The 13,486-nt window shown below is 60.8% G+C and carries 9 protein-coding genes; 7 read left to right on the top strand and 2 right to left on the bottom strand.

The window, feature by feature from the left end:
* Positions 1-13: 13 nt before the first annotated feature.
* The 3 genes from ACFFSY_RS07425 to ACFFSY_RS07415 are packed head-to-tail and all read left to right on the top strand — an operon-like array spanning position 14 to position 2,913.
* Positions 14-1,003, top strand: coding sequence for a FecCD family ABC transporter permease (locus ACFFSY_RS07425; RefSeq protein ID WP_377492209.1), 990 nt, complete (start codon positions 14-16; stop codon positions 1,001-1,003).
* Between the two features lie 2 nt (positions 1,004-1,005).
* Positions 1,006-2,046 carry a FecCD family ABC transporter permease gene (locus ACFFSY_RS07420; protein ID WP_377492206.1) on the top strand — a complete coding sequence of 347 codons (1,041 nt, stop codon included), beginning with the start codon at positions 1,006-1,008 and terminating at the stop codon, positions 2,044-2,046.
* Positions 2,047-2,064: 18 nt separating this feature from the next.
* Complete coding sequence (locus ACFFSY_RS07415) at positions 2,065-2,913, top strand: ABC transporter ATP-binding protein (protein ID WP_377492203.1); 849 nt, start codon at positions 2,065-2,067, stop codon at positions 2,911-2,913.
* A 185-nt stretch (positions 2,914-3,098) separates the two neighbouring features.
* Here ACFFSY_RS07415 and ACFFSY_RS07410 read toward each other — a convergent pair whose 3' ends face one another.
* Both ACFFSY_RS07410 and ACFFSY_RS07405 read right to left on the bottom strand, forming a co-directional pair.
* Positions 3,099-4,466 (bottom strand): Fe-Mn family superoxide dismutase, encoded by a 1,368-nt coding sequence (locus ACFFSY_RS07410; RefSeq protein WP_377492200.1) that lies wholly within the window; start codon positions 4,464-4,466, stop codon positions 3,099-3,101.
* A 145-nt stretch (positions 4,467-4,611) separates the two neighbouring features.
* Positions 4,612-5,721: an alpha/beta hydrolase gene (locus tag ACFFSY_RS07405; protein WP_377492197.1), complete on the bottom strand. Its 1,110-nt coding sequence runs from the start codon at positions 5,719-5,721 to the stop codon at positions 4,612-4,614.
* A gap of 233 nt (positions 5,722-5,954) precedes the next feature.
* Here ACFFSY_RS07405 and ACFFSY_RS07400 point away from each other — a divergent pair, with 233 nt between their 5' ends.
* From ACFFSY_RS07400 to ACFFSY_RS07385, 4 genes are all read left to right on the top strand, one after another.
* Complete coding sequence (locus ACFFSY_RS07400; RefSeq protein WP_377492194.1) at positions 5,955-6,701, top strand: IclR family transcriptional regulator; 747 nt, start codon at positions 5,955-5,957, stop codon at positions 6,699-6,701.
* 469 nt (positions 6,702-7,170) lie between these two features.
* Positions 7,171-11,268, top strand: coding sequence for a galactose-binding domain-containing protein (locus ACFFSY_RS07395; protein ID WP_377492191.1), 4,098 nt, complete (start codon positions 7,171-7,173; stop codon positions 11,266-11,268).
* 976 nt (positions 11,269-12,244) lie between these two features.
* A complete protein-coding gene (locus tag ACFFSY_RS07390; RefSeq protein WP_377492187.1) occupies positions 12,245-12,673 on the top strand; it encodes a BlaI/MecI/CopY family transcriptional regulator in 429 nt (142 codons plus the stop codon).
* Positions 12,673-13,473, top strand: coding sequence for a M56 family metallopeptidase (locus ACFFSY_RS07385; RefSeq protein WP_377492184.1), 801 nt, complete (start codon positions 12,673-12,675; stop codon positions 13,471-13,473). The genes ACFFSY_RS07390 and ACFFSY_RS07385 overlap by 1 nt, the downstream gene beginning before the upstream one ends.
* The last annotated feature ends 13 nt before the right edge of the window (positions 13,474-13,486 follow it).

Raw genomic sequence — 13,486 nt, 5'->3', positions numbered from 1 at the left:
TAGGTGGGAAAGCATGAATTTGATCAAAACGTTAGGCCTCATCGGTTCCGCGATTATTCTGGCTTGTGCGGTCATAGCGAGCGTGGCGCTCGGCGTGACGGACATTCCGCTGCGGACCGTGTGGGACTCGTTCGTTCATAATAATGGCAGCACGGAGCACCTCATTATCCGTACGGCCCGAGTGCCGCGGGCGCTCATCGCCGCTTCCGTCGGAGCATCGCTGGCCGTGGCCGGCGCGGTCATGCAGGTGATGACGCGCAATCCGATCGCCTCGCCCAGTACGCTCGGCGTCAATTCGGGCGCGGCGTTCTTCGTTATCCTGGCCTCTGGCTGGCTTGGCGTCTCCGGCTTGCAAGCTACGACCTGGGTGGCGCTCATTGGGGCGACCGTAAGCGGCGGGATTGTTTTCTTCCTCGGAAGCATCGGACGGGACGGCATGACGCCGGTGAAGATTACGCTCGCGGGCGCGGCGATGGCCGCGTTCTTCGCTTCGCTTACCCAAGGGCTGATGCTCTCCGACGGACGCATGTTCGACCAAGTGCTCGTCTGGCTCGTTGGCTCGGTCGCCGGGCGCGAGCTTCCGCAGCTTCAAGCGGTATGGCCCTATATGGGCGCGGGGTTGGCGATCGCGCTGCTGCTCGCGCGGCATTTGAACGTGCTGGCCATGGGCGAGGACGTGGCGCGCGGCCTGGGCCAGCGCATTGCCGGCATCAAGCTGTTCTCGGCGGCGGCGGTCATTCTGCTGGCCGGCGCATCGGTTGCGGTGGCGGGGCCGATCGCGTTCGTCGGCATTATCGTTCCGCATATCGTTCGTTATATGGTCGGCACGGACTACAGATGGATCCTGCCGTACTGCGCCGTGCTCGGCGCGATTCTACTGGTGGCGGCAGATCTCGGGTCGCGGTATATCGCGATGCCGAAGGAGGTGCCGGTCGGCGTCATGACCGCCATCATCGGCGTCCCGTTCTTCGTGTATATCGCCCGGAAAGGCAGACGAACTTAATCATGAGCAAGCATCAATCGATACGGGCAGGCAAACTGTCCATTCTACTGGAGCGCCGAACGATCTGGATCAGCGCGGGGCTGGCGGCGCTGGTTGCGGCGGCCATCGTCCTGAGCACCGGCATGGGCAGCCAATATATTTCCCCGCTGCGCGTCCTTAGCACGATATTCGGCCATGGCGCGCCGATGGACGAGGTCATTATCCTGAAGCTTCGGCTGCCGCGGGTCGTCGTCGCGGTGCTGGTCGGCGCTTCGCTAGCCGTGGCGGGCGCGATTCTGCAGGGCGTCATCCGCAATCCGCTCGCGTCGCCCGACGTAACGGGCGTGACGGAGGGAGCGTCGTTCGGGGCCGTGCTGTTTATTTTCTTCTTCACCGATACGCTGTCCATACACTGGATGCCGATCGCGGCGATCGCTGGAGCGTTCATCGTCAGCGGGCTGCTCTATGTGCTGGCTTGGAAAAACGGCGTCTCCCCGCTGCGGCTCGTGCTAATCGGCATCGGCGTCTCGGCCGCGGTCAAATCGGTCTCCTACATGCTCATCATTGCCGGGCCCATGCAGCTCGCCGACCGGTCGCTCACGTTCATGACGGGCAGCATCTACGGCGCGTCGTGGGACAAAGACGTGTCGACGCTGCTGCCGTGGGTGGCGGTGCTGCTGCCGCTGACGTGGCTGCAAGCCCGCAACGTGAACATTCAAGCGCTCGGCGACGACGTCGCCCGCAGCGCGGGGGCGCACGTCGAGCGCCAGCGCCTCGTCCTGCTCGCGCTAAGCGTGGCTCTGGCCGGGGCGGCGGTCGCGATCGGCGGGGCGATCGGCTTCATCGGCCTTATGGCGCCGCACATGGCGCGCAAACTGGTCGGCTCTTCGTTCGGTAGCGTGCTGCCTGTCAGCGCCTTGCTCGGCGCGCTGCTGCTGCTGGCTGCCGACTTGATCGCGCGGACCGCCTTTGTGCCCAGAGACGTGCCGGCGGGCGTGTTCACCGCCGCGATCGGCGCGCCGTTCTTCATGTATTTGCTATACCGGAACCGGAACCGGTTCTAAGACGGGAGGGAAAGCGCGATGAGCGTGCTTGAAGCGAAGGGGCTTGGCTTGTCTTACGGCGGCGCCTATATATTCGAAGATTTGAACCTGACGCTGCCGCAGGGGGAAATCACGGTGTTCATCGGCAGCAACGGCTGCGGCAAATCGACGCTGCTCCGATCGATGGCAAGGTTGCTCAAGCCGCAGCGCGGCGCGGTCATTCTCGAGGGCAGCGACATTGCGGGTTTGTCGACGAAGGAAGTGGCTCGGAAGCTGGCGATATTGCCACAGGGACCGAGCGCGCCGGAGGGGCTGACCGTGCTCCAACTCGTCAAACAGGGGCGCTATCCGTACCAAAGCTGGCTGAAGCAGTGGTCGTCCGAGGATGAAGAGGCCGTGCGAGACGCGCTGGCAGCGACCGGCATGATCGAGCTGGCGGATCGCGCCGTCGACTCGCTCTCGGGCGGACAGCGGCAGCGCGCCTGGATCGCGATGACGCTCGCGCAGGAGACGCCGGTTATTCTGCTCGACGAGCCGACGACCTACCTCGACTTGACGCATCAGATCGAGGTGCTGGATCTGCTCTACGACATGAACGAGCGTCATCGGCACACGATCGTCATGGTGCTGCATGATATCAATCTTGCTTGCCGTTACGCCGATCACATCGTCGCGATCCGCAAGGGCAAGGTCGAAGCGCAGGGCCGCCCGGAAGAGGTAGTGGACGCGGCGTTGATCGAGTCGGTGTTCCAGCTAAAATGCGAAATTATGCCGGATCCGCTGTACGGCACGCCGATGATTATTCCCCATGCGAAAGGACGCCTGCGCGCCGCCCGGCAGGCGGACAAGGAGCAGGCGTCCCGGCTGCCGGTTGGCGCCGCAAGGTAAAGCGCAGTCTCCCGGAAGGCTCCGCACCGTCAAATTCAGGTTATCGGCTTCGCTCACATTCGAGTTTGGCCAAAAGCCGTGACATAGCAAGCGAAAGCCCTCCGTTCGGATGACGGAGGGCTCTTATTTGTTGTTCGGGGAAGCCCGTTACGGAGCAGGCCGTGAACAGCAGGACGTGTATCCGCTCAATACGGCTCCCACGTCAACTGGCTTGCTTTCTTGAACCGATCATTCGCATACGGCCAATTGACGACGTTCCACCAGCTTTTGATATAGTCGCCGCGCTTGTTCTGGTGCTTTAAGTAGTAGGCATGCTCCCACACATCGAGCGGCAGCACGGGAATCACGTCCCACTGCGAGAGGTTCTGGTGCTTCTCGGCGGTCAGAATCTCCAGCCTGCGGCTGCGCGGGCTCCAGACGAGAATCGCCCAGCCTCCGCCTTCGACCTTCTCGGCTGCCTCGCTGAACTGCTTCTTGAACGCCTCGATGCTGCCGAAATCGCGAATAAGATGAGCGGCCAGTTCGCCCGTAGGCTGTCCCCCGCCCTTGGGCGACATGGACGGCCAGAACAGGGTGTGCAGGTAGTGGCCCGCGCCGTTGAAGGCCAGCTCGCGTTCCCAGTGCTTCACGAGCGCGAAATCGCCGTTTTGCCGCGCTTTCTGCAGCTCCTTCTCGGCTTTGTTTAAGCCGTCGACGTAGCTTTGGTGATGCTTGTCATGGTGGATGCGCATCGTGGCTGCATCGATATGGGGCTCCAGCGCGTCGTAAGCGTAAGGGAGCGGGGGGAGCTTATGTTCTCCGATCGGGACCGGAGCGGACGGGGCGCGAAGCGGTTCCGCATCGCCGTTCTCATCGGGCGTGCGGTACGGCCCGGCGTTCGTTCGGACCGCCCGGGCGGCAGAAGGAGCAGCTTCGGCGATAGCAGCGGGCGAACCCGGCGATTCAGCAGTCGCCGTGCTGGCGCCTTGCGGTTGCTGCGCAGCCAACGTTCCGTTATCTTCGCGGTCGTCGCCGGCATCGGCGATAGCAGCGGGCGAATCCGGCGATTCAGCAGTCGCCGTGCTGGCGCCTTGCGGTTGCTGCGCAGCCAACGTCTTGTTCGCCTCCCGGTCGTCGCTAGCGGCGTCGTCGCGCGGGTGTACCAGCGTCGCCAGCACGCACAGGAAATAATCCGACTCCCGGATGATGTGATGCACGACGGTGACGGCGACCGGGCTTGCAGAGATGGCGGCGCTTTCCTTGACCATACGGTGGAGCTGTTCAATGAAACGCTTCGATTGCTCGGCTGAGACGCGCAGCAGCGCATCCACCTGCTCCCGGCAAGCGGGAGGGAGGTCGGCCGCCTGGGGGACGAGCGACGAGAGCAGCTTGTCGGCCATCTGCGCCGTGCGCGCGAAGACGGGCTCCCACGCCTGCAGCAGAGCGACGTAGGGCGGCTCCAGGTTCGGCGCGATTTCGCGAATGACGACGGTATGCTCCATTTCTTGCGTCTTCCAAAATTGGATTTCCTCCAGCAGCCTTAAGGGCATATAGGGGCCGTAAACAAACAGCACGGTATCGTCCTCCTCGTTATGTAGGGCTCGCGCCGCATGCGAAAAAGCCGCCCGGGGAGCCGGGCGGCTTAGGTGAACGTTCAACTTGCGGCGTGCCGATTGCATCCTTTATCCAGCGTATTCGGACGCGACCGGCGATATGACATCAAGATTCGGAATGCGCGAGCAGCTGCTCGGCTTGCTTGTTCTTGAACGCGGCATCGACTTGGCTGAGGAACAAGGCGGCGCGACTGATATATTCTTTGGGCCGGGTCTGGAACAGCAGCTCGTGCTTGCCGCCTTCGACGATCCACTCTCTGGAGAGGGAGTTCGTCTGGGTGCCGGCGATCAGCTCGGCAGTGCCGACCGGCGCCTTGGCATCATCGGTGCCATGCATGACGAAGACCGGCATGTCATAGGAGGTGCTCAGCACCTGACCAGATGGGATATGATTAAAGTTCGTTCCGGTGAAGAACGGCAGCATCCACTGGATAAGCGGCAGCGACGGGAATTTCGGCAGGTCCAAATATTGCCGCACGTTGCCGTACAGCGCTTCCGGCGTCGGAAGGAACAAGCTGTCGAGAATCATGGCGTCGATCTGATCCGTCTGGAGCGCGGCTTGCAGCGCGGTACCCGCGCCCATCGAGAATCCCCAGACGACGAGCTCGTCGGTGCCTTGGGAGCGGGCGTAGTTCACGGCGGCGAGAAGCTGCTGGGATTCCTCGAATCCTCCGGTGGCCGGCGAGCGGTCGATGGAGGAGGCATAGCCATAATCGAACATGAGAACGTTATAATGCAAACGGTGAAGGAGCGCGGCCAAATCGTACATCGGCACCCAAGTCTCTTCCCGATTCGCGCCGTAGCCGTGGCTGAAAATAACCGTCCGGCTTGTTGCCGCGGCGAGGTCGGTCGAAGAGGCGCCGGCCAGCTGCGGGTCGTCCTCGGACCCAGCCGCGGACGGAATGTACCAGCCGTGCACGGTCGTGCGGCCGCTGGCGCTCGGGAACGAGACGTCCTGGTAAGCGAGACCTTTGGCCTCCATCGGATTGGAGGTAAGCGGGGCGACGTACGGATGGGCAATCACCCACGCGACGTAACCGTGAAATACGAGAACGGCGAACATTAGCATCGCGATCAGCGCGGAGCAAATCGCGATCGCCGCGTGCATGCGGCGCGAACGGGAAGCGATCTTCCCGGACGAAGACTCGGGGGACGGAAACAGACCGGGAGTCAGACTCCCGCCGGCGGGCAGCAATGGTGCGATCGAAGTACTCATGGAGACTCCCCCTTTACCCATTTTTGTAAGCGCTTAAACTAGTTCTGTACTCCTATCGTATGATGGGCTGCGCAAGCCTGTCAATGTATGTCGACGTAATGTTAACGGCTTGTAACGAAGCTGAAATATTCGCGCGCGTCCTGTCATAATGCTTTACGAGAATAGTTCTCATTTGATATACTGTGCGTAACAGAGTTTCATTACGTGAAACATAAGAAGGGTGGTGCGGCATCATGAGCGAAGAAGGCAAATCGAACGTTCGCGCCGTCGAGCGCGCATTGGATCTGCTGCTCTGTTTTACGATTCGAAGCGAGTGGGCGATGGGCGAGCTGGCCGAACAGACGGGTTTGCACAAAAGCACGGTGCACCGGATGCTCGCCACGCTTGAGGATAAAGGATTCGTCGCCCGCGACCGGCTGACCGAGCGCTACCGGCTCGGACTGCGGGTGTGGGAGCTGTCGGCGAACATGCCGCAGACGGACGATCCGGGCATTATCGGCCTGCCGGAGATGGAGCGGCTGCGGGATACGCTGGGGGAGACGGTCAGTCTCTATATTCGGGATGGGGGCGAGCGGATTCGCATTCAAGCGGTGCAGAGCAACCAGGCCGTAAGAAGGGTAGCGCCGGTCGGGGCTCGGTTGCCGCTGTACGTGGGCGCATCCAGCAAAGTGCTGATCGCCTTCGAAAGTCCCGAGAAGCGGGAGGAGCTGCTGCGGGATTCGACATGGCCGGAGGCGGTCGACCGCAATCAATTCCGCCGCATGATGTCGGAGATCCGCGCCAGCGGCTATGCGACAAGCTTCGAGGAACGGGAGGCCGGCGCCGCGGCCGTGGCCGCCCCGGTGTACAACCGTTCGGGCATTTTGGTCGCCGCGCTGTCCGTGTCCGGCCCGTCCAATCGGCTCACGCTGGATGCCATGGGCGAATACATCCCGGCGATTATGGAAGCGGCTAGACGAATTGGCGCGCTGCTCCGCTAAGCCGTATGAGAGGAGAGAGACGTTCGGATCAGGGGAACCTGGTGCGGGCGTTTTTTTATGGGGCTCCGTTTAAAGAGGGCCAAATGGTTTCAGACGTTAGAATAGCCTAAAAAAACATGTGCGGGCGCAAGATTTTAGACGTTCAACCCTGTCTAAACTATTGCGCTGGAACAAGAATCCAGACTTTTTATCGGTCTGACATCTTGTTTCTTCCGCGCATGTTTTTTGTTTTTCACTCCCTAATTTCATAAAAATTCGGGTATCAATCGCTAATTTTCGGCATGTTCCCGGGTCGGAGACGGGCGGTATACTGGGTCATGCGAATACGAGATCGCGTTTTTAATCCGGTTGAGAAAGGGGGCAGACGGACAGCCCGCGCAAGCGACACCACGAACGGTCAGCAGGGGCGAGAGGCGGACAACGACGTGCACGAAAGCAACGCCAACTTCGAACAATTTTGGGAGGTAACATGATGAACACCGCAAGCCAAACGGCGACGCAGCGGATGAGGAAACCGCTTATCTACACGGTCGCCGCAGCCATGCTGCTATCGATGCTGTCTTCGCTGCTTCTACGGGAAGCGCAGGCGGCACCGGGCTCTTACCTTTTGTCGCAAGGCAGAACCGCTTACGCGTCTTCGTCGGAGGGCGCGAACGCCGCCAATCTGGCAGTCGACGGCAATACGGCGACCCGCTGGGGGAGCGCATGGGGGACGGACCCGCAATGGATCTATATCGACCTCGGCGCGACGGCGGCGATCGACCGCGTCAAGATCCAATGGGAAGGCGCGTACGCCAAAGCCTATAAGGTGCAGGTATCCAGCGACGAAATGACGTGGTCCGACGTCTACAGCACGACGACGGGCGACGGCGGCGTCGACGATCTGACGCTGAGCGGCTCGGGCCGGTATGTGCGCGTCTACGGCACGCAGCGGGCGCTGGCGGCATACGGCTACTCGATTCTCGAGCTTGAAGTGTACGGAACGGGCGGCGTGAACCAGCCGCCGGTGCAGTACGGCCCGAACGTCGCGTTGAACAAGCCGGTCACCGTCTCTTCCTATGAGCAATCGGGCTATCTTCCTCCCGGCGCGACCCTCCCCGCCAACGCGGTGGACGGCAACACGGGCACCCGTTGGGGCTCCAACCATACGGACAACGAATGGATCAGCGTCGACCTGGGCGCATCCCGGACGATCGGCCGCGTCGTGCTGAACTGGGAGGCAGCCGCGGGCCGCGCGTTCGACCTGCAGGTGTCCGCGAACGGCACGCAGTGGACGACCGTATACCGCGAGCTGCGCGGAGCCGGCGGCAAGCAGGAGATTCCGCTGTATGCGACGGGCCGCTACGTCCGGATGAACGGCATCGGCCGCGCGACGACGTTCGGCTACTCGCTGCTGGAATTCGAAGTGTACGATTACGTGGCGGGTCAGCCGCAGCCGACGTACACGATCCCGCCGCTTCCGACGCCGACGAAGGTATCGCTCGGTGCAGGCAGCTATTTGACGAACGACATCCGCATGCCGCAGCCGAAGTATCCGGAGAACAAATCGAGCAGCGTGAACGCGCCGATCGCCTCGAACGACTGGTGGCAGTCGATTCTGATCAAGCCGTTCGGCGACTACTTGATCACGCTGCCGCTGAAGTCGAAGTTCTTCCAGCAAGGCCTCGGCATCTTGAATCCGGGCTCCGGCTGGGCGAACGCCGATGGCAGCGTCGTCAGCGCGGACGGCAATCCGGACCTGTATCTGATGGCGAGCAACATCAACAGCGCCAACATGAAGCCGCGCGTATCGGGCTATGGCGACTGGTCGGTGAACACCGTGCTGAGCGATGACGCCACGGACAAAATGAAAGTGACGCTCTCCAAAGGCTCGCCGTACGTGTACAGCACGTTCAGCGATCCGAACGCGGTCGAAATCTATTCGCCGCTCATTAACCAGCTGTTCAACGACGCGGGTACCGCCGTGCTGACGACGGACGGCGCGACGCTGACAACAGACCGCATCGGCGTGCGCGTCGCGAACGTGGACAACAACCCGAACGGAACGCCTCAGACGCGCTACTACGGCATTTTCGCCCCGGCTGGCACGGTGTTCAAGAAAGCGGGCGCGAAGATCAAAATCCAGCTCGGCGGCGGCCAGAACTACCTGGCGATCGCGGCGCTGCCTTCGGCGGCCGATCTGAACAAGTTCTACCAGCACGCCTATGCGTTCGTGACCGACACGAAGGTCAGCTACAACTATAATGAAGCGACCGCGCAGGTGACGACCAACTTCAACATCACGACGGAGCTGAAGCGCACCGGCTTCTCCAACCAGACGCTGACGGCGCTCTATCCGCACCAATGGAAAATCACGACGTCGCCGCTGACGGCCTACACGTACCCGTCGATCCGCGGCACGCTCAAGGTGCGCGAAGGCAACGCCTTCACGACGGTCGACCGCTTCTACGGCATGGTGCCGCAGTTCACCGAGCCGACGAATCCGGAATACAGCAAGACGAACATGAAGGCGTACCTCCAAACGCTCGACGAAGAAACGGCCACGAACCTGATGGCGGCCGACGCCTACTGGCAGGGCAAACGGCTTCATCCGCTCGCGATGGGCGTCCTGGCGGCCAACGAGATGGGCGAGACGGCGTACCGCGACAAGTTCCTCGCGCGCATGAAGACGATTCTGACCGACTGGTACACGTACACCGAGGGCGAGCCGGACTATTTCTTCTATTACAACTCGGATTGGGGCACAACCTACTATCGCTCCAGCGAATTCGGCGCGAACGTCGGCATTACGGACCATCACTTTACGTACGGCTATTACGTATTCGCATCCGCGGTATTGGCGACCTTCGACGATACGTTCCGCACGCAATACGGACCGATGGTCGACAACCTGATCCGCGATTATGCGAATCCGTCGCGCACGGACAGCATGTATCCGTTCTTCCGCAGCTTCGATCCGTTCCAAGGCCATTCGTGGGCGGGCGGCTACGCGGACAACGACAGCGGCAACAACCAGGAAGCCGCCGGCGAATCGTTGTTCGGCTGGGTCGGCCAATACATGTGGAGCCTGCTGACGGGCGATCAAGCGAATCGCGACGCGTCGATCTACGGCTTCACGACCGAGCTGAAGGCGATCGAGCAATACTGGTTCAACTACGATGGCGACAACTGGCTGCCGCAATGGAAGCACAAGTCGGTCGGCCAAGTGTACGGCTCGTCGTACTTCTACGGCACGTTCTTCAGCGGCTTGCCGGTGCACATCTACGGCATTCACTGGCTGCCGACGGCGGAATATCTGACCAGCTACGGACTCGACCCGGCCAAAGCGGCAGGGCTGTACAACGGCTTCGTAACCGACAACGGCGGACCGGAGACGGAATGGCAGCATATCGTCTGGCCGATCCAGGCGCTGAGCGACCCGCAGGGCGCGCTTGCCAAATGGGATGCGACGAAGCTGCAGCGCAACGAAATTTTCAACACGTACTGGTTCGTCAACAACATGGCGACGCTCGGCACGCGCACGAAAGAGGTGTACGCGACGGGCTGGAGCAGCGCAACGGTATACAAGAAAGGCAGCACGTATTCCGCGCTCGTCTGGAACCCGACCTCCGCGCCGGTAACCGTCACGTTCAAGAACGCGGCAGGAGCGACGACGGGCACCGCGGTCATCGCGGCGAAGTCGCTCGTCAAGGTGAATCCGATGACGAACTCGAATGCCGGCGACAACTGGACGAATCCGGGCAACGGCGGCGGCGACAACGGGGGAGGCACGGGCGACACGACGAACATCGCGCTGGGCAAAACGGTAACCGTCTCCTCGATGGAGACGCCGTTCGCCGGCGCGAATGCGGTCGACGGCAATGCGCAGACGCGCTGGGCGTCCGCAAGCGGCGCGGACCCGCAGTGGCTCGCGATCGATTTCGGCTCTCCGCAGCAAATTAGCCGCGTGAAGCTGACGTGGGAAGCGGCGTACGGCAAATCGTACAAAATCCAAGTGTCCGATAACGGCACATCGTGGACGGACATCTACAGTACGACGACCGGCGACGGCGGCATCGACGAGATAACCGCGGCGGGTACGGGACGTTACCTGCGCATCTACGGCACCGAGCGCGGCACGGTCTACGGTTACTCGCTGTTTGAAGCCGAAGTGTACGGTAAGCCTGCCGCGGCTCAGAATGCGACGCTGCTGTCCTTGAATAAGACCGCGACAGCATCGTCGGTACAGGATGCGTTCGCAGCTGCAGCGGCCGTCGACGGCGACAATGGCACGCGCTGGGGCTCCGCGACCGGCGTCGATCCGCAGTGGATCTCCGTCGATCTCGGCCAATCGCGCACGATTACGAGCGTGAAGCTGAACTGGGAAGCGGCCTATGCCAAATCGTTCAAGCTGCAGGTGTCGGCGGACGGCGCGAACTGGACGGACGTTTACAGCACGACGACCGGCGCTGGCGGCCAGCAGGATTTGGCGGTGAGCGGCAAGGGGCGCTACGTCCGGATGTACGGCACGGAGCGCGCTACGCAGTACGGCTACTCGTTATGGAACTTCGAGGTTTACGGCTATTAAGGTGTAGGAGAAGACGGCATGCGCGGGAAGGAGCGCATGCCGTCTTTATTTTTAAGGGCGTTGGCTAAAAACGTAAAGCGTGTCCGCGCAAGCGGACGTAAGCGAAGGTCAGCACGGAGCCATCAAGAGAAATGTAACGAAGCATGATACCGCCTCAAGGCAAAACGTTGCAAATGAAGCATGAACAAGAGCTTTGTCCAATGGAAATTGCGTGTGGATCCGACTTGTAATTCCATTTGCTTGGACAATCGCGGTCTCGCCCCGAGGTACGCTGATTCCGGGTATCCTAAACGTTTTCCGGCGGAAAACGCGCTTCGAAAGCATAAGCAAGGGCCGGGTCCCTTGGTTCCCCTCGGCGGAGGGCAATGCTGTCAGGTTAAGGAAAACCGTCCGGTGAAGCCACCAATGGCCTATAGTTGACAGGCTTATGTCTTAGGACTGATTTCAAACCCACTGATGCTTTGTCCGCGAGGACAAAAGCGTGCCTTACGGAAAACACGTCCGGTGAAGCTACCCACGGCCTATAGTTGACAGGCTTATGTCTTAGGACTGACTTCAAACCCACTGAAGCTTTGTCCGCGAGGACAAAAGCGTGCCTTAATGAAAACCGTCCGGTGAAGCCACCAATGGCCTATAGTTGACAGGCTTATGACATCGGACTGACTTCAAAACCCACTGAAGCTTTGTCCGCGAGGACAAAAGCGTGCCTTGCTCAAGCCGACCCGCCGACCGCGAACAATTGTGGCTGCACGAAGAGGGTGTCCAGAGGGCGAAGCCCTTTGGTTCCCCTCAGCGGAGCGGGAAGGGGGAGGGAACAACAAAAGTGGGGTCAAGGGGGCGGAGCCCTTGCTTAACCAGACAGCAGATGCGGAGGGGAGAGGGAGAAAAGCGGGATTTGAAGGGCGAAGCCCTTTGTCCGCAACGTTGACAATCCGTCACGACCATACTACACTCTGTAGTACGAGGTGGAATGATCATGCCTATCAAAAGAATGAACATCGGCGGCGAAGGATTGAATCGGTTCTTCGGCCCGCTCGAGGCCCGTATTATGGATATTCTGTGGTCCTCGCCCGGCTTGAGCATTAAGGAGGTCCAGACGATACTGAACGATGAAAGCCCGATTACGGTGAATGCGGTCATGACCGTCATGAACCGCCTGCAAGGCAAGGGACATCTGACCAAGGCGCAGACCGGAGTCGGCCGGGCCCGAGTCGCGAAGTTCAGTCCGGTGCAGTCCCGGGAGCAATTCCTAACCGAGCAGACACGGGAAGTATCCCAAGGCTTGATCCAGGAGTACGGCGATCTGGTCGTCACCCATATGATCGATGCGCTGGACGATGTCGACCCCGTGGTCATCGCGAGGCTCGAACGCAAGCTCAACGACCTGAAGAACGGGAGGACGTAATGAGACCCGAGACGAAGCTAAGAGGGATTTACGGGCTGATGATCCTCTTCGTGACGGCCATCATCGTCCAGATGGGCTTATTCATCGTACACCAGTTCCGTCATGGAGTCGCCCATGCCGTCCAGATCAATTACATACTTATCGATCTCGTCATCGGCTATACGCTCAGCCGGATCATCTGGCGGTGCGTTCGGCAATGGCGGCTGTCGAGACAGTGGCTCGCGCAGTTCGGCGCGATGAGGCATGACAAGCTTACTAAACGTCTGAACTATAAGTATCGCGAGTGGGGAACGGAAGTGCTCGTCGTGCGGAGCGAGGCTTTCGTCGCCTTGACGATCGGGATGCTTCGTCCCCGAATCGTCGTCTCGACCGCGGTCCTCGAGCGGTTCGACGACAAGGAGGTCCAAGCGATTCTCCTGCACGAGAGGCACCACTGCCGCAGCCGCGACAATCTGAAGCTGTTCTTCTCGACGCTGCTAATGGACGGGTTTCGGTACCTGCCGATCGTCAAGCCGATTCTGACCTACTATCGAACTTGGCAGGAGCTGTTCGCCGACCGGTTCGTCATTCGGCGAATGGGGACGGAGCGGTATTTGGGCCAAGTGCTGCTCGCGCTGTCGAAGCTCGGGCATACCAGGCGAATCGAGACCGCGGTGCATTTTGAGACGACCGCGCTTCATTATCGGATGCTGCAGGTGCTGGAGCCGGATCAGTCGGTTCGCGTGCCGATTGCGCTGCTAAGGCCGCTGCTAGCCTCCTGTTCGATCTTGATGCTGCTGATGCTGGGTGGGGATTCTTAATCCCCTTATTTTT

This window comes from Paenibacillus aurantiacus (assembly GCF_042431225.1).
GTDB classification, from domain to species: Bacteria; Bacillota; Bacilli; order Paenibacillales; family Paenibacillaceae; genus Paenibacillus_Z; species Paenibacillus_Z aurantiacus.
This window is presented reverse-complemented; position numbering and strand designations above follow the sequence as displayed.